This window comes from Nucisporomicrobium flavum, assembly GCF_016464385.1.
Taxonomy (GTDB): Bacteria; Actinomycetota; Actinomycetes; order Mycobacteriales; family Micromonosporaceae; genus Actinoplanes; species Actinoplanes flavus_A.
In genome coordinates this window covers 58262-73355 of the sequence record NZ_JADMLH010000023.1, presented here as the reverse complement: position 1 = coordinate 73355, position 15094 = coordinate 58262, and the positions used below count along the sequence as shown (strand labels likewise).

At 71.6% G+C, this 15094-nt stretch carries 19 protein-coding genes; 8 read left to right on the top strand and 11 right to left on the bottom strand.

Annotation, left to right across the window (positions count from 1 at the left end; genetic code table 11):
- Positions 1-64: 64 nt before the first annotated feature.
- Entirely contained in the window at positions 65-280 is a 216-nt protein-coding gene (locus IT780_RS36170) for a hypothetical protein (RefSeq protein ID WP_199516357.1), read from the bottom strand.
- Positions 281-452: 172 nt separating this feature from the next.
- Here IT780_RS36170 and IT780_RS36165 point away from each other — a divergent pair, with 172 nt between their 5' ends.
- The 3 genes from IT780_RS36165 to IT780_RS36155 are packed head-to-tail and all read left to right on the top strand — an operon-like array spanning position 453 to position 2663.
- Complete coding sequence (locus IT780_RS36165; RefSeq protein ID WP_199516356.1) at positions 453-887, top strand: glycosyltransferase family 2 protein; 435 nt, start codon at positions 453-455, stop codon at positions 885-887.
- 18 nt (positions 888-905) lie between these two features.
- Positions 906-1874, top strand: a complete 969-nt coding sequence (locus tag IT780_RS36160; protein ID WP_199516355.1) for an RNA polymerase subunit sigma-70 — start codon at positions 906-908, stop codon at positions 1872-1874.
- Between the two features lie 27 nt (positions 1875-1901).
- Entirely contained in the window at positions 1902-2663 is a 762-nt protein-coding gene (locus IT780_RS36155; RefSeq protein ID WP_199516354.1) for an SDR family NAD(P)-dependent oxidoreductase, read from the top strand.
- A gap of 2 nt (positions 2664-2665) precedes the next feature.
- Here IT780_RS36155 and IT780_RS36150 read toward each other — a convergent pair whose 3' ends face one another.
- The 7 genes from IT780_RS36150 to IT780_RS36120 form a co-directional block, all read right to left on the bottom strand.
- Positions 2666-3406: a class I SAM-dependent methyltransferase gene (locus tag IT780_RS36150; protein WP_199516353.1), complete on the bottom strand. Its 741-nt coding sequence runs from the start codon at positions 3404-3406 to the stop codon at positions 2666-2668.
- A gap of 69 nt (positions 3407-3475) precedes the next feature.
- Entirely contained in the window at positions 3476-3856 is a 381-nt protein-coding gene (locus tag IT780_RS36145; protein ID WP_307831559.1) for an SRPBCC family protein, read from the bottom strand.
- Complete coding sequence (locus IT780_RS36140) at positions 3853-4167, bottom strand: ArsR/SmtB family transcription factor (protein ID WP_199516352.1); 315 nt, start codon at positions 4165-4167, stop codon at positions 3853-3855. The genes IT780_RS36145 and IT780_RS36140 overlap by 4 nt, the downstream gene beginning before the upstream one ends.
- Before the next feature lie 39 nt (positions 4168-4206).
- Complete coding sequence (locus IT780_RS36135) at positions 4207-4869, bottom strand: hypothetical protein (RefSeq protein WP_199516351.1); 663 nt, start codon at positions 4867-4869, stop codon at positions 4207-4209.
- Complete coding sequence (locus IT780_RS36130) at positions 4866-5387, bottom strand: RNA polymerase sigma factor (protein ID WP_199516350.1); 522 nt, start codon at positions 5385-5387, stop codon at positions 4866-4868. The genes IT780_RS36135 and IT780_RS36130 overlap by 4 nt, the downstream gene beginning before the upstream one ends.
- A 9-nt stretch (positions 5388-5396) precedes the next feature.
- Positions 5397-6314 carry a phosphotransferase enzyme family protein gene (locus tag IT780_RS36125; RefSeq protein ID WP_199516349.1) on the bottom strand — a complete coding sequence of 306 codons (918 nt, stop codon included), beginning with the start codon at positions 6312-6314 and terminating at the stop codon, positions 5397-5399.
- Between the two features lie 19 nt (positions 6315-6333).
- Positions 6334-7257: a LysR family transcriptional regulator gene (locus tag IT780_RS36120; protein WP_199516348.1), complete on the bottom strand. Its 924-nt coding sequence runs from the start codon at positions 7255-7257 to the stop codon at positions 6334-6336.
- Between the two features lie 71 nt (positions 7258-7328).
- Here IT780_RS36120 and IT780_RS36115 point away from each other — a divergent pair, with 71 nt between their 5' ends.
- Positions 7329-8021, top strand: a complete 693-nt coding sequence (locus tag IT780_RS36115; protein ID WP_199516347.1) for a type 1 glutamine amidotransferase domain-containing protein — start codon at positions 7329-7331, stop codon at positions 8019-8021.
- On the opposite strand, the gene IT780_RS36110 is transcribed toward IT780_RS36115, so the two are convergent.
- Genes IT780_RS36110 through IT780_RS36100 form a run of 3 tightly spaced genes read right to left on the bottom strand, consistent with a single transcriptional unit; the run spans position 8018 to position 9644 of the window.
- Entirely contained in the window at positions 8018-8587 is a 570-nt protein-coding gene (locus IT780_RS36110; protein WP_199516346.1) for a mycothiol transferase, read from the bottom strand. The genes IT780_RS36115 and IT780_RS36110 overlap by 4 nt on opposite strands.
- The gene (locus tag IT780_RS36105) at positions 8584-8916 is read right to left on the bottom strand and encodes a winged helix-turn-helix domain-containing protein (RefSeq protein ID WP_307831556.1); all 333 of its coding nucleotides are present in this window, start codon (positions 8914-8916) and stop codon (positions 8584-8586) included. The genes IT780_RS36110 and IT780_RS36105 overlap by 4 nt, the downstream gene beginning before the upstream one ends.
- The gene (locus IT780_RS36100) at positions 8913-9644 is read right to left on the bottom strand and encodes a hypothetical protein (protein WP_199516345.1); all 732 of its coding nucleotides are present in this window, start codon (positions 9642-9644) and stop codon (positions 8913-8915) included. The genes IT780_RS36105 and IT780_RS36100 overlap by 4 nt, the downstream gene beginning before the upstream one ends.
- A gap of 111 nt (positions 9645-9755) precedes the next feature.
- On the opposite strand from IT780_RS36100, the gene IT780_RS36095 reads away from it, so the two are divergent.
- The 4 genes from IT780_RS36095 to IT780_RS36080 all read left to right on the top strand — a co-directional run bounded on the left by IT780_RS36095 (position 9756) and on the right by IT780_RS36080 (position 15044).
- Positions 9756-10604 (top strand): phosphatidylinositol-specific phospholipase C/glycerophosphodiester phosphodiesterase family protein, encoded by an 849-nt coding sequence (locus IT780_RS36095; protein ID WP_199516344.1) that lies wholly within the window; start codon positions 9756-9758, stop codon positions 10602-10604.
- Between the two features lie 295 nt (positions 10605-10899).
- The gene (locus IT780_RS36090) at positions 10900-12501 is read left to right on the top strand and encodes a glycosyltransferase family 2 protein (protein WP_199516343.1); all 1602 of its coding nucleotides are present in this window, start codon (positions 10900-10902) and stop codon (positions 12499-12501) included.
- Complete coding sequence (locus tag IT780_RS42355; RefSeq protein WP_199516342.1) at positions 12502-13503, top strand: glycoside hydrolase family 26 protein; 1002 nt, start codon at positions 12502-12504, stop codon at positions 13501-13503. It begins immediately after the preceding gene.
- Positions 13500-15044 carry a glycosyltransferase family 39 protein gene (locus IT780_RS36080; RefSeq protein ID WP_199516341.1) on the top strand — a complete coding sequence of 515 codons (1545 nt, stop codon included), beginning with the start codon at positions 13500-13502 and terminating at the stop codon, positions 15042-15044. Before IT780_RS42355 ends, IT780_RS36080 begins: the two co-directional genes overlap by 4 nt.
- Positions 15045-15094 lie beyond the last annotated feature (50 nt).

The window sequence follows — 15094 nt, the reverse complement described above, 5'->3', positions numbered from 1 at the left end:
CGACTCATCCGTTCGGGTGATCCGGCGACCCGAAAGAGCCTAGCTGCCCACACATCTTTCGAGCTCAGGATCCTCCGGTGGAGACCGTGACGTCCGAGGACGACGCCGGCGACGGCACCGGGCGGTCCGGCGACCCGCGCGACACGCCGAAGGCCAGCAGGCCCAGGAGTCCCACGAGGAGCAGGGTCGCAATGGCAAACTCGAGCTTCTCGCGCGGCCGGGCGCGCCAGAGCCCCTGCTGGGGGACCTCGTCGTACCACCGAGGCTGGTGATCGGGCACGGTCTCAGTCTTCAACGGAACCCCCGGGCTGTGATCGGCGAAAGAAGCAAAAGAATTTAGCCTCTTACCGGACCACTATATGTCCCTTCGGTTCGTCATCGCACGCCCCTTCTTGCCCGGGTGCTGAGCCGGCGATGAGGTTGCATTGAGGTTGCGGCCCGATCTCTGGGGCATGAGCCAGCCGAACCTCCTCGCCGTGCCGCCCGTGGTCGTCGCCGGGCCCGCCCGCCACCTCACCGTCAAGCCGTTCCCCTACGCCGTCACCGCCGTCGAGCTGAGCGTCGTCGTGCCGTTCCGCCGCCCGGACGAGCGCCTGCTGACCGTCCTGCGCGACGTCAGCCGGATCCTGCACGCCCAGGGCATCTCCTTCGAGCTGATCGCCGTCCCCGCCGGCCGGCTCGACGGCGACCCGGCCCTGCTGGAGAAGCTCGCGTACACCCGCGTCGTCCGTTCCCGTGACCAGCAGGACAAGGGCGCGGCGATGGAGGTCGGCTTCGCCATGGCCACCGGGGCCTGGGTCTGCTTCCTCGACGCCGAGGGCGACGACGAGATCGACGCGTACGAGCTCGCCGAGCACTTCCACCGCGCGCGCGAGGGCGACGCCTGACCGTGCTCTGATGGGCGCATGGACGAGACCCGGTTGCTCGCTGCCGCCCGCGGCGGGGACGCCGACGCCTTCGGCCGGCTGAGCGGTGCGTACCGGGCGGAGCTGCTCGCGCACTGCTACCGGATGCTGGGCTCGGTGCACGACGCCGAGGACGCGCTGCAGGAATCCCTGGTCCGGGCCTGGCGCGGGCTCGGCACGTTCACCGACGGCTCGATACGGGCCTGGCTCCACCGCATCGCCACCAACCGCTGCCTCACGCTCATCGCCCGCCGGGCCCGCCGCGAGCTGCCGGCCGACCTCAGCCCCGGCGCCCCACTGAGCGAGGTCGCCTGGCTCGAACCGTGGCCCGGCCGGACCTCCGCCCAGCGCAGCGCGGAGGCCGCCGCCGAAGAGCGGGAGAACGTCGAGCTGGCGTTCGTGGCCGCGCTGCAGCATTTGCCCGGCTCGCAGCGGGCCGTGCTGCTGCTGCGCGACGTGCTCGGCTTCACCGCAGCCGAGACCGCCGGCCAGCTCGGGACCACCGTCGCCGCCGTGAACAGCGGACTGCAACGGGCCCGGGCCACCCTGGCGCGGCGCCGCCCCACCCCGGCGCGCCGCCCCTCCGACGACACCATCAAGGCCCTCACCCACCGGTACGCGGCCGCGTGGCACGCCGGCGACGTCGACGCGATCGTGGCGCTGCTCGCCGAGGACGCCACGTACTCGATGCCGCCGCTGCCGCAGTGGTTCTCCGGCCGTACGCGAATCCGTGCCTTCCTGCTGGAACGGCCCCTGCTCCACCGCTGGCAGTTCCTGCCGGCCCGGGCCAACGGCCAGCCGGCCTTCGGCACCTACCTGTGGGACGACGCGAGGGAGCGGTGGACCTGGGCCGGGCTCGACGTGCTGCGCCTCGAGGGCGAGCACGTCGCCGAGGTGGTGTCGTTCCTGCTCGCGCCGCCGGGAGATTTCGGTCTGCCCGATGAGTTCGTGACGCCGCCGGGGTTGTAGGGGGACGACCCCTGCGAAGGAGACCCCATGCTGCTCGAGCACAAGAACGCGATCATCTACGGTGGCGGCGGCCGGATCGGTGGCGCGATCGCCCGCGCGTACGCCCGCAACGGCGCTTACGTCTTCCTCGCCGGACGCACCGTCGAGCCCCTCGAGAAAGTGGCCGGCGACATCCGAGCGGCCGGCGGGTGCGCCGACACCGCGATCGTGGACGCCCTCGACGAGCGGTCCGTCGACCCCCACGCCGACGAGGTGGCCGCCACCGCGGGGAGCATCGACGTCTCCGTCAACGTCATCGCCGACAGCGACGTGCAGGGCACCCCGATGGCCGACATGTCACCCGCGGACTACCTCAGCCCGGTGCTCACCGCCGTACGGTCCAAGTTCCTGACCTCGCGCGCCGCGGCCCGTCACATGCGCGCCCAGCGCTCCGGGGTGATCCTCGCCTTCGGCGGCTCGGGTGACCACACGGCCGCACGCCGCCACGCGCTCGGCGGGCTGCTGACCGGCTTCGAGGCCGTCGAGGCGATGCGCCGCCAGCTCGCCACGGAGCTCGGCGGGCACGGCATCCGCGTGATCACCCTGCGGACCGGCGGTGTGCCGGAATCGATTCCGCACGGGTTCGAGGGTCGCGACCGGATCGAGGCGGACCTGGTCACGCGGACGCTGCTCGGGCGTACGGCGACCCTGGAGGACGTGGGCAACGTGGCGGTGTTCGCCGCCTCCGACTGGGCCCGCACGATCACCGGCGCGGCGATCAACATGACCTGCGGCGCGGTCCTCGACTGAGGTCAGGGGCGGTGCGCCTGGATCAGGAACCGGTGGGCGGTCACGGTGAAGTGCCCGTACGTGCGGATCTTGGCGTCGATGCGGCGCAGCTCGCGGTCGTAGCGGGCCGGGTCGAAGCCGCGGACCTGCCACGGCACCGCCCGCAGCTGGTAGACGAGCGCGCCGATGTCGTGGAACGTCAGCGGTGGCCGTTCCTCGCGGACGTCGCTCACCTCGAGCCCGGCCGCGTGCAGCGCCGCGACCGCCTTCTGCGCGGTCCACGTGTGCGGGTACGGCGGCGGCGCGCCCAGCTCGGCGTTGAGGTCCGCCAGGTCGTCACTGCCCACCTGCTGGGTCAGCACCGTGCCGCCGCGCTTGAGCAGCCGGGCGATGTCGGCTGCCGGGAGCCGTCCGTGCCGGCTCAGCACCAGGTCGAACTCCTCCTCGCCGCCGGGCAGCTCGGTGAGCACCGACACCCCGAACGGGGTGAGCCGGTCCCGCGCCACCGGGACGTTGGGCGCCCAGCTCTCCACCGCGACGGTGTGCGCGGGCAGCGGCGCGAGCTCGGCGAGCAGCTCACCGCCGCCGGTGTCGAGGTCGAGCACGCTGCCCGCGCGGCGCAGCAGGGGCCGGGCCAGGCCGGGGAAGGACCAGGAGGGGTCGGAGCCGACGGCACGCCCGTCCAGCCACGCGAACTCCCAGCCGATGATGGGCACACCGGCGGCCTCGTCCACGAGGTGGTCATAGTGCCGTCCGGAACGCATGGCCCGACCGTAACCGGGCGCTGACGCCGGTAGCCCGCCCGATACGCCGTCGTTACGGAAGCTTGGCCGTTATGGAAGCTGCGCCGTCATCCGGCCCAGGATGGTGGGCCAGCCGCCGCCCATGCCGCGGAAGGCCCGCTCGTCGGTGAACCCGGCGTGTTCCAGGAACAACCGCGTGCCGTCGCCCTCGGGGACCAGCCGCCAGGTGATCGTCGTGTCCAGCGTGCCCTCGGCGAACGTGTACCGGAGCAGGCGGCCGGCCTGCACCTCCAGGACCTCGCACGGCTGCTGTCCCCACGAGCCCATGTCCAGCGTGAAGCGGTGCCCCACGATCGGCTTGATGTCGCCGGTCGCCCACCAGCGCGCGAGCAACTCCGGCTCGGTGAGCGCCCGCCAGACCACGTCCGGGGCGCGGGCGATGAACTGGTCCAGCTCGATGGTCCTGCTCACAGGAAATCCTCACTCTCGGCGACGTTCTTGAGCGCGGTGAGCCGGTCCCGCCAGTACCGCTCGAACGGCAGCAGCCAGTCCTGCACCTCGGCCAGCGGCTCGGCCGCCAGGTGGTAGTAGCGGTGCCGGCCGCGCGGCTCCTCGCGGACGAGGTCGGCGTGCCGCAGCACGGCCAGATGCTCGGAGACCGCGGGCCGGCTCAGGGCGAACAGCCCGGCGAGTTCGCCGGCGGGCCGCGGTCCGTCGCGCAGGGCGACGAGCAACTGCCGGCGTACGGGGTTGGCGAGCGCTCCGAACACATCCTCGGTCACCCGCCCATAATGCGTCGGAAATCTCCGACACGTCAAGCGCTACTTCGTCGCAGTGCCGCCCGGCGCCCGGTGCGCGGGCGGCGGTTCGGTGGTGCACGTGAGTGGCACGCCGGTGGGCACGAGGCGCTCGACCGAACCCGGGTTGCCGCCGACGGACGCGAGCTGCGCCGGAGACAGGTAGCCGATGAACAGCTGTTTCCCGTCGGGCATGGCCGCGGGCGTGAACACGAAGGTCACCTTGCCGTCGCTGCCGCGCTCGCCGCGCATCACCTGGTCGACCCCGGGACCGACGCCGCTCGGGTTCAGGGCGCCGTCGTCCTGCGGCCCCCGGCAGAACTCACCGGTCTTGATGAGTACGGGGAAACCAGCCGCGCGCAGGGCCTGCTGCAGACCCTCGTGGTCCTCGAAGTAGCGCTGCTTGTCCCACGTCGCGTGGACCGTACCGTCGTCCTGGCTGTCCACCGTGAAGGCGACCGTACGGATGTGAACGCCGGTGGCCGGGGTGTCGGAGATGCTGAGCGTGAGACCGGTCAGCGCCGCCGTACCGGCCACCACGCCGGCCGCCGTACCGAAGAGGCGGCGGCGCTGCCGGGCCCGGCCGGCGGACACGATCCGCTCCGCCGGGGTGGACATGCCGACGTCGCTGAACGACTCCCGCAGGGCGTGCAGGACGGCGCCCGATTCTGTGTCGTGCTCGCTCATGGCCCAACCTCCAGTTGTTCCTCGTCGACCAGATGTGCGCGCAGCGACGCGACGGCCCGGGACAGGTGTGCGGTGACCGTGCCGGGGGCGATCCCCAGCACGGTCGCGGTGCCGGCGGTGTCCAGGTCCAGGAACACCCGGCACGCGAGCACCTCCCGCTGCCGCCGGGGCAGCCGGCGCAACGCGGTGAGCAGCGCCGGATCCAGGCCGGAGTCCCCGGCGGAGACATCCTCGACCTCGTGGGTGCCGTCCCACGCGACCTCCCGCCGCTGCCGACGCCACCGCGAGACACGGACGTTCAACGCCGTACGGACGATCCACGCGCGCGGGGCGGGATGGCGGCTGACCTTGTGCCACGACGTCCACGCCCGGGTGAACGCCTCCGCCACCAGGTCCTCGGCCAGCTGCCGGTCACCCACGCTGACCAGCACGGCCCGTAAGCACGCGGCCTGGTCCGACCGGTAGAACTCGGTGAACTCTCGCTGCTTCACATCGGGTACACGCCGGAGGGAGCGCATCCGCTTACCTCACTCGAGCAGAAGCGCCAGCCGGGTGCGGCTGTGCGGGTCGTCCAGCACCTCGCTGATCCAGGCCGTCGCGGCCGCGCGGTCCGGGGAGCGGGGACCCGGGTTCAGCCAGTCCGACGCCGCCGCCTCGGTGATGTGCCCCAGCTGGGCGATCAGCATCGAGAAGTCGCCGCGCCGGCTCAGCGTCGCCGGACCGCCCGCCGATCGGTACGCGGCGGTCAGCGCGCGGACCCGGCCCCGGTCGTGGCGGGCGAACTCGAACAGCGCGCACGCCAGCTCCTGCGCCGGGTCGGCGGCACCGCTGTTCTCCCAGTCGATGACGCAGATTCCGCCGTCCGCGGTGGGCAGCACGTTGTCGGCCCACAGGTCGCGATGACAGGTCTGCAGGTTCGCGGGCGGCTCGATCCACGACTCCAGCGCCACCAGCTCGTCGCGCAGCGCGGCCAGGCGATCGGCGAAGGGCGCGCCCTCCCGGCGCAGCGAGGCGACCAGCTCATCCCACCGGTGCGGACCGACCGGTTCGGTGTACCACGGGTGCACCGGGCCGGCGGTTTCCACGCGTACGCGGTGCAGGGCTGCGAGGGCCGTTCCGACCAGTTCGGGGTCCAGGTTCGGGTCGGGGGCGCCCAGGTCCACCCACTCGTACACGCGTACCCGAACACCGTCCACAGAGGCGAACACCTGGCCCTCGGCCGTGCGCCGTACCCGCGGAGCCGGAACGCCGGCGGCGCAGGCGGCCTCCTGGAAAGCAGCGGACCCGCCGTCGTCGGCGGGGTGGAACGGCACCTTGACCGCCCACCTGCCGTCGGCCGTGTCGAGCCGCCAGACGACGCCCTGCTTGCCGCGCGCGACCGGGCCGTCGGACAGTCGGGTGGCGGCGCCGAGGCCGAAGAGCCGGGCGATGGCGGAAGCGTTCATCCGCCAGCTCTACCACGCCTCACCAGTGGCGGGCCTCCGTAATAAGCGCCTCGCGTACCGCCCGCGCATGGTCGTCCAGGGTCGCGCCGGCGCGGTGCGCCAGGTAGATGGTGTTGATCGGAGCATCGGCAGGCTCGTGCAGAACCCGCAGGTCTCCGGCCTCCACCTCGGCGGCGCACAGATAGCGCGGCAGCACGGTGATGCCCGTCCCGGCGACGACCGCCGCCAGCACCGCCCGCAGGTCCGGCACCACGAGGGCCGGCCGCGACGGCGGGCGCCGGTGGAACACGTGCCGCCAGTAGCGGCGGACGATCGGCAGGTCCTCGGCGTAGCTCACCCAGGGCAGATCGTCGAGAGCCGGCCCGTCCTCCGCGAGCACGCCGATGCTCTCCGCCCATCCCGAGCCCGCCACCAGCACGAACTCCTCGTCCATCAGCGGCACGGCGGCGACCGCCCGGCCCCGGGGGCGTACGGCCGACAGCACCAGGTCGAAGCGGCCGGCCCGCAACCCGTCGAGCAGGTCGTCGGCGAGCCCGGTGGTGACCCGTAGCGCCACGTCGCGGGCCACGAGCGGGGCCAGCGCCGGCAGCACGCGTACGGCCAGCAGCTCCGCCGGCCCGCCCAGATGGACCGGCTGTTCGGCGCGGGCGCCGGCCGGGGTGGGTTCGGCCACCGCGGCCAGCTGGTCGAGGGGCTCGGCGACCTGGGCCGCGAGGCTCAGGGCGACCGACGTCGGGGTGACGCCGTGCGGCAGGCGCTCGAACAGTTGCCGGCCCAGGCGCTGCTCCAGCGCGCGGATCTGACCGGTCACCGTGGGCTGGGAGAGCCCGAGCAGGCGTGCGCCCGCGGTCAGCGATCCGGCCCGGTGCACCGCGAGGAAGGTCCGCAGCAGCATGAGATCGAGCGGACGCCCGTCCGGCCCATCAGGTTTTCGATCGCTCACCACGGCAAGGCTATTGGTTGGGCGGGGATGACCGGGCCTACGGTCGAGGAAACGAGAGAGGAATGACGCAGATGTCCAAGATTCTGTTTGTGATGACCGGTGCGGACCACCTGACGCTCAAGGACGGCACGCGGCACCCGACCGGCTTCTGGGCCGAGGAGTTCCTCGCGCCGTACCGGGCGTTGATCGCCGCGGGTCACGAGGTCGTCGTCGCCACCCCGGGCGGGGTCGTGCCGCCGGTGGACAAGGGCAGCCTCGCGCCGCAGGCCAACGGCGGTGACGAGGGGGTCGCCGACGCGCTCGCCGCCGTCACCGAGCTGAAGGATCCGCTGCGGCTGGAGGATGTGCGGCTCGCGGACTACGCGGCCGTGTTCTACCCCGGCGGCCACGGGCCGATGGAGGACCTGGCGCGCGACGAGGCCTCGGCCGCCCTGGTGCGCAACACGCTCGCCGACGGCAAGCCGCTGGGCCTGGTCTGCCACGGGCTGGCCGCACTGCTGCCGGCCGCCGGCGGCGACGGCACCTGGCCGTTCGCCGGCTACCGGATGACCGGCTTCACCGATGCCGAGGAGACCGCCGCCGGCCTGGCCGGTTCGGTGCCGTGGCTGCTGCAGAGCCGGCTGGTCGAGCTCGGCGCGCAGTTCGACGAGGGTACGCCGTGGGCCTCGAACATCGTGGTGGACCGCAATCTCTACACGGGCCAGAACCCCGGCTCGTCCGCCGACCTGGCCGCGGCGCTGGTCGACGCGCTGAAGGAGGGCTAGCTCTGCCGGGCGCCGCGGGGCTGCCAGCCGGCGGGCGGGTCCTCGCCGACCCGCCCGTCGACCGCCTCGCGCAGCAGGTCCGCGTGGCCGGTGTGGCGGCCGTACTCCTCGATGAGGTCGCAGACGAGCCGGCGCAGGCTTGCCCGTTGGCCGTCGGGGCCGCTGATGTGGGTCGGCTGGTCGAGCCCCCCGTCCGCGAGCGCGGCGGTGAGCGTGGCGCGGGCGCGTTCCACCGCGCCGTCCCAGAGGGCGTACAGCTCCGCGGGGGAGTCGTCGGCGGCGGACGTGAAGTCCCAGTCCTCCTCCGTCGCCGCCGGACGCCAGATCTCGCCCGGTGACTCACCGCGGAACTTCGTGTGGAAGGTGTAGTCCTCGACCAGCGCCAGGTGCTTGAGAAGGCCGCCGAGGGTCAGCGCGGAGGAACCGAGGCGGGCGCGCAGGCCGGCCGCGTCGAGCTCGTCCGCCTTCCAGCGGAACGTCGTGCGCAGCCGGTCCAGGGCGCCGGCGAGGTGCTCGGCCTCCGTGCCCGCGAACGGCGGTTCCCACCAGAAGTCGCTGCCGGTCATCGCGTGACCGTACCCTCTTCCGCCTGTTCGACCTGCTGGATGAGTTGCTTGAGCTGGGCGATCTCGTCGCGCAGGGCCGCCTCCCCGGCGGGAGTGAGGGCGACCCACGTGCGGGGGCGTTTGCCCTCGTAGCCCTTCTCGATCCGGATCAGCCCGGCCTTCTCCAGCACGGTCAGGTGCTGTCCCAGGTTGCCGGCGGTCAGCTGCAGGGTGGTGCGGAGGAATCCGAACTCGACCTGACGGGCCTGGTGGGCGACGGTCATGATGCCGAGGCGTACGCGCTGGTGGACGACGTCGTCGAGGCTGTTCGCGGGGTGCTCGGTCGTCACGCGCGAGCCTCGGTGCGCGGTCGGAAGGCGGCGAAGGCGGCCGCGCCCAGGAGCAGCACCGCCGCCGGAACGAGCAGGTACGGCAGGAAGAACCACGGCGACGACGACCGGATGACGTGGTTGCCCTGCACCATCCCGATCGCCAGGTAGACGACGGTGTACGCCAGCAGCGCCCAGTGGCGCTCGACCCAGGCGAGCACCAGCAGCGCCAGCCCGATCACCGCGAGCGGACTGGCCAGCCCGTTGATGAGCCAGCCGGCGGGTCCGGCCTCGAGCTGCGCCGGGTCCGCCGAGAACGGGTCGGCGGGCGGGGGGAGAACGGGGTGGAACGTCAACCAGATGGACACGGCTGTCATGAGGATGGCCAGCACGACGCCGACGACGACATAGGGGCGGATCGGGGTGCCCACGCCGCGTCGCCGGGACTGCCGGATGTAGAAGGCCGCGATCGCCGTGTAGGCGAGCAGCAGCGCGACCGTCCAGTAGCCGAGCTCCGTCGGGCTGGGCGTCGGGCAGACCTTCTGGTCCGGACGGGAGCGGCAGGTGCCGAAGACGTCGAGATAGGGGGCGTACCGGTAGACGGGGATCGCGAGCAGGGTGATCGTCGCGAAGACCAGCAGCGGGAACCAGGTGCCGCGCTGGGCCGCACGAACGCGGCGCGTCAGGTCGCGCATGGTCGCCAGCAGCTCCTGCGGGCTGGCCGGCTGCGGAACAGATTCGTCTGCCATGAAGTTAGCTTTGCATTACAGACCTAACTGCGCAAGAGACTATGTCGCGCGCGGGCGCGGGTCTCTACCGTCAGGAGGATCCGGCGAGACACTCCTGACGGGAGGACCGTGATGATTCGTCGAACCCTGGCCACGCTCGTTGCGGTGTGCGCGCTGCTGGCCCAGCCGGCCGCCGCGTACGCCGGCAGCGGGCACCGCGTCACCCCGCTGCCCCAGGCGCACGCCCACAACGACTACGAACACGACCGTCCCCTGTACGACGCCCTGTCGCACGGCTTCGCCAGCGTGGAAGCCGACATCTATCTGGTGGGCGGGCAGCTGCTCGTCGGCCACGACCCCGGTGACCTCGAGCCCGGCCGTACGCTGCAGAGCCTCTATCTGGATCCGCTCGCCGACCGGGTCCGCGCCAATCACGGGCGGGTCTACCGTGGCAGCTCACTGTCGCTGCAGTTGCTCGTGGACATCAAGGCCACCGGAGCCGCCACGTACGCCGAGCTGGACCGGGTGCTGCGTGACTACCGCCGGATGCTGACGTCGTACCGGTTCGGGCGCGTCTCGCCGGGTGCCGTCACGGTGGTGATCAGCGGGGACCGGCCACGGGAGCTGATGCAGGCGCAGCGCGTGCGGTACGCGTTCTACGACGGGCGCAGCACCGACCTCAACTCGGGCGCGCCGGCGTCGTTCATCCCGTTGATCAGCGACAACTGGACCAACCTGTTCACCTGGCAGGGCGTCGGGCCGATGCCGGCCGCGGAGCGCGCGCGGCTGCGGCAGTTCATTGAGGACGCGCACGCCGACGGGCAGCGGGTGCGCTTCTGGGCCACACCGGACCAGCCGGGAGCCGCCAGGGAGGCGGTCTGGCAGGAACTTCTCGACGCCGACGTGGACTACATCAACACCGACGACCTGGCCGGCCTGGAGGCTTTCCTGCGGGCGAACGCGGTCGCGGCGGCAGCGTGAGAGGTGTCAATTCGCGGTAACCCGCCGGTAACCTTGGTCACCTCACGGCCATCCGGGGGCCCGGCGGGGGTCTGCGACCTCTGTCACAAATTGATCAAGTTCGCAGGTCAGGACCGGTATGGACGATCGATCGCTGAGTTGACATGTCTCTCTGCCATCGTGGAGCATCGTCGGACGCCACCCGGACGGGTGACGGGCCGGGAAGCAGAGCTGTTGCAGCACGGGGGTGTCAGTGCAGCCGACAAGCGTCGCGGACGATGACGTTATAAGACCACATGAGACGGCCGTTCTCGGGGTGCCCGATTCGTTCCGCATCCCGCGCCAGCGCGGCCGGCAGGACGCCGTCCCGTCACCCGGCAAGCGCCCCACCTACGCCCCGGTGCCGCTCCCGCCCACCGACACCGAGAAATACCTGTACGCGAAGCGCCGGCTCGCCCCGATGACGCTCGTCTCCCTGATCAGCTTCGGTTGCCTGCTGGTCAGCCAGGTGGCGTTCGTGCGTACCGCGCCCTGGCTGCTCTTCCTGCTGCCGCTGACCACGTTCACGGTCATCTACTACCTGGTGTCGCTCGCGGTGAACGCCTTCACCAAGGGCTTCGACCTGCAGCAGCACCTCGCGCTGGTGCGGGCGTACAGGCCGGCGCGCTGGCCCTCGGTCGACGTGTTCCTCCCCGTCTGCGGCGAGGCGCCGCACGTGCTGCAGAACACCTGGGAGTCCGTGCGCAGGATGGCCCTGGAATACCCCGGCGCGGTGGACGTGTACGTCCTCGACGACTCCTCCGACACCGTCATGGAGCGGATGGCGCTGCGCTTCGGGTTCATCTACCAGCGCCGGCCCAACCGAGGGTGGTACAAGAAGGCCGGCAACATGCGGTACGCGTTCGAGCGGTCGATGAGCGACTACATCCTCGTGCTCGACGCCGACTTCGCGCCGCGGACGGACATGCTGCAGGAGATGCTGCCGTACATGGAGCGCGAGCCCGACCTGGGCATCGTGCAGTCCCCGCAGTTCTTCCGCGTCCACCCCGGACAGGGCTGGCTGGAGCGCGGCGCGGGCGCGGTGCAGGAGCTGTTCTACCGCTCGGTGCAGGTCTCCCGGAACAACCACGACGCCGCGATCTGCGTGGGCAGCTGCGCGCTGTACCGGCGGGCCGCGCTCGCCGAGATCGGCGGCAACACGCTCATCGACCACTCCGAGGACGTGCACACCGGCTTCGACCTGCGGCGGGCCGGGTGGCGGCTGCGCTACATCCCGGTCGCGCTGGCCGCCGGTGTGTGCCCGGCCGACGTCAACTCGTTCTTCACCCAGCAGTACCGCTGGTGCGCCGGCTCGATGAGCCTGCTCGGCTCCAAGAAGTTCTGGCAGCAGAAGCTGTCGCTGCGCGGGCGGCTCAGCTACATCTCCGGGTTCTGCTACTACCTGCACACCGGCATCTTCACGCTGGTCGCGCCGATCGTGCCGCTGCTGATGCTGCTGGTCTTCCCGGAGAACGTCGGTATCGCCAACTACCTGCTGATCGTGCCGAGCATCCTCTACAACTTCGTCGTCTTCCCGCTGTGGCACCGCTGTCGGTACGGCTTCAGCTCGTTCACCGTCAAGATGATCTACGGCTGGTCGCACCTGTTCGCCGTCGTGGACATCCTGCGCGGGCGGCGCATGGGCTGGCAGCCCACCGGCGGAACCAAGAAGAAGAGCAAGACGCGGCGGCTGTGGATCGCCATGTGGGCGTTCTCCGGCGGCACCGGCGTGCTCTGGGCCGGCGGCGCGGCCTACCGGATGATCACCGAGGACCCGATCACGTACGCGCCGCTGTTCCTGACCGGCATGTTCTTCCTGACGATCACTGCGCAGGCGGTGCTGGTCGACCCGGAGCACGATCGCGCGGAGGTGCTCTAGGTGCGCACCCGGCACCTGCTGATCGGCTCGGTGATGTCCGCCGTGGCCGTCCTCGAGTTCGCCATCGCCCAGAACATCACCTTCCACGCCGACCCGGCCGGCCCCGGCAAGAGCTCGGCCTCCGGCGCCGCGGCCCCGGCGCCGCTCCCACCCGTGTACGACATCAAGCCCCTGCTGCGGCCCAAGGGCAAGTTCCTGGGCGTCTCGCTGGGCGGCGACCCGACGGCCGTGGACAACGTGAAGGCGTACGCGCAGCGCATCGGCAAGCAGCCCAACATGCTCACGATCTTCGAGAGCTTCGACGACCAGTTCGCGGCGTCGCAGGTGCGGACGGCGTACCAGCAGGGGGCGCTGCCCGTGGTGCGGTGGGAGCCGTTCAACGCCAAGCTCGCCGACATCGCCGCGGGCAAGCACGACGCGTACATCACGGCGTTCGCCAAGGAGATCCGGCGGGTCAACGTGCCCGTCGCGATGACCTTCGCGCACGAGATGAACGGCAACTGGTATCCGTGGGGCGCGAAGAAGGTCAAGCCCGGCGTGTACGTCGCCGCCTGGCGCCACCTGCACCAGCTTTTCGAGGCCGCCGACGCGCGCAACGTCATCTGGACGTGGACCCCCAACGTGATCAACCCGGTGCCGTCGGTCAAGCTCAAGCCGCTCTACCCCGGCGACAAGTACGTCGACTGGATCGGCATCGACGGCTACTACACCCACCGCGGCAAGCACACGTACGCGGAGCTGTTCGGGCCGACCAAGCGGGCCGTACGCCGCTTCACCGACAAGCCGTTCCTCATCGTCGAGACCGGCGGCGAGCCCGGCAGCGAACGGCCCGGCTGGGTCCGCGACCTGGCCCGCGGCGTCGCCCGGGACGACGACATGCTCGGCTTCGTCTACTTCAACCAGAACGGGTCCGCCCGCTGGAAGATCGACGCGGACTCCGCCGCCCAGCAGGCCATGCGCGACCGGGTGGACAACAAGACGTTTGGATTCACGGTCCGATGACAGTTGCCGCCCCCGAGAAACCCCAGGTCGCCCGGATCCCCGGCGCCCACGAGCCGCGCCGCACCGGTCCGGCGGGCTGGACGGCCTGGCTCGCGCTGCTGCCGGCGGTGGTCATCGCCGCCGTCAGCCTGATCGGTGCCGACCAGCGCGAGATGTGGGAGGACGAGTACGCGACCTACCACGCGATCTCCATCACGTGGTCGGAGCTCGGGCGCCTCTTCACCCACCTCGACATCGTCCACGCGCTCTACTACGTGCTCATGCGCGGCTGGATCGCCGTCGCCGGCGACTCCCTGACCGCGCTGCGGATCCCGTCGATCGCCGCGCTCGCGCTCACCGGAGCGATCGTCGTCCTGATCGGACGCCGCCTGGTCAGCACGCCGGTCGGGGTGGTCGCCGGGCTCCTGCTCGCCGTGATCCCCGCCTTCTCCCGGTACGCCCAGGAAGTGCGGTCGTACGCGCTCGTGACGCTGCTGGCGACGCTGTCGACGTACCTGTTGCTGCGGGCGCTGGAGCGTCCGGTCGGCCGGCGGTGGGCCGCCTGGGCCGCGGTGACGGCGGTGACCGGCCTGGTGCACTTCATGGGCATCACGGTCGTCGGCGGCCAGCTGCTCTACCTGCTGCTGGCCACGTCGCGCACCGACGAGGTCCGCCGCTGGCGCTTCGCCGGCGCCCTCGGCGCGGTCGTTCTCGTGGTCATCCCGCTGCCCGCCATGGCGCAGCACCAGTCCTCGCAGGTGTCCTGGATCAGGGCCGACCTCGACACGGCCCGGGCCTTCCTCGGCCGGGTGTTCCTCTCGACCGGCCTCGCGTGGGTCCTGGTCCCCCTCGCCCTGCTCGGCGCGGTGATGCTCTGGCAGCGCAACCGGCCCGCGACGGCGATGCTGCTGGCGTGGTCGGCGGGACCGATCGTCTTCGGCTACGTCACGGTCTCGGTCCTGCACCTGTTCGTCGGCCGCTACATGCTCTTCACGCTGCCGGCCTGGGCGCTGCTCGCCGCCACGGCGATCTGCCACGTGGCCCGCCCGCTGGGCCGCAGACCGCACGGCACGTGGTGGGTGCTGGGCGCGGCGCTCGCCCTGCCCGGCCTCACGTACCTGTCGCTGGCGGACCATCGGGAGGTCCGGGAGAGCCCGGTCGGTGGCCAGCCCGACTACCGCACGGCCCTGTACTACGTCCGCGACCACGCCCAGGCCAAGGACGGCATCGTCTACAACGACAAACTGGGCGGCCGCAGCGACCTCGCCCGCGCGGCGGCCGAGTACGAGCTCCGCGACGGCGGGCCGAAGGACGTGCTGCTGTACCGGACGGCCGGCCAGACCGGCTACTTCGGCGCGGCCGAGTGCCCGGACCCGGCGCCGTGCCTGTCCGGGAACAACCGCCTGTGGCTGGTCAGCACGTCGACGTCGAAGAACGCCTGGGACGGCATGAAGCCGGCGGCCGCGGACATCCTCAGCAAGAACTTCCAGGTCAAGGAGGACAAACGGTTCCCCATGGTCCGCGTCGTCCTGCTCGTGCGGACGGGCGCTGCGAAGAAATAGGGAACCGCTCGGGCGTCCCCGGAATCACGGACGTTCGGGCAGAAGCGTTT

What these genes read in the sequence shown, in the direction of transcription:
- IT780_RS36165 (WP_199516356.1), top strand. Translation starts at nt 453, where the DNA reads ATGAGCCAGCCGAACCTCCTCGCCGTGCCGCCCGTGGTCGTCGCCGGG.
- IT780_RS36160 (WP_199516355.1), top strand. Translation starts at nt 906, where the DNA reads ATGGACGAGACCCGGTTGCTCGCTGCCGCCCGCGGCGGGGACGCCGAC.
- IT780_RS36155 (WP_199516354.1), top strand. Translation starts at nt 1,902, where the DNA reads ATGCTGCTCGAGCACAAGAACGCGATCATCTACGGTGGCGGCGGCCGG.
- IT780_RS36150 (WP_199516353.1), bottom strand. Translation starts at nt 3,406, where the DNA reads ATGCGTTCCGGACGGCACTATGACCACCTCGTGGACGAGGCCGCCGGT.
- IT780_RS36135 (WP_199516351.1), bottom strand. Translation starts at nt 4,869, where the DNA reads ATGAGCGAGCACGACACAGAATCGGGCGCCGTCCTGCACGCCCTGCGG.
- IT780_RS36130 (WP_199516350.1), bottom strand. Translation starts at nt 5,387, where the DNA reads ATGCGCTCCCTCCGGCGTGTACCCGATGTGAAGCAGCGAGAGTTCACC.
- IT780_RS36125 (WP_199516349.1), bottom strand. Translation starts at nt 6,314, where the DNA reads ATGAACGCTTCCGCCATCGCCCGGCTCTTCGGCCTCGGCGCCGCCACC.
- IT780_RS36115 (WP_199516347.1), top strand. Translation starts at nt 7,329, where the DNA reads ATGTCCAAGATTCTGTTTGTGATGACCGGTGCGGACCACCTGACGCTC.
- IT780_RS36110 (WP_199516346.1), bottom strand. Translation starts at nt 8,587, where the DNA reads ATGACCGGCAGCGACTTCTGGTGGGAACCGCCGTTCGCGGGCACGGAG.
- IT780_RS36100 (WP_199516345.1), bottom strand. Translation starts at nt 9,644, where the DNA reads ATGGCAGACGAATCTGTTCCGCAGCCGGCCAGCCCGCAGGAGCTGCTG.
- IT780_RS36095 (WP_199516344.1), top strand. Translation starts at nt 9,756, where the DNA reads ATGATTCGTCGAACCCTGGCCACGCTCGTTGCGGTGTGCGCGCTGCTG.
- IT780_RS36080 (WP_199516341.1), top strand. Translation starts at nt 13,500, where the DNA reads ATGACAGTTGCCGCCCCCGAGAAACCCCAGGTCGCCCGGATCCCCGGC.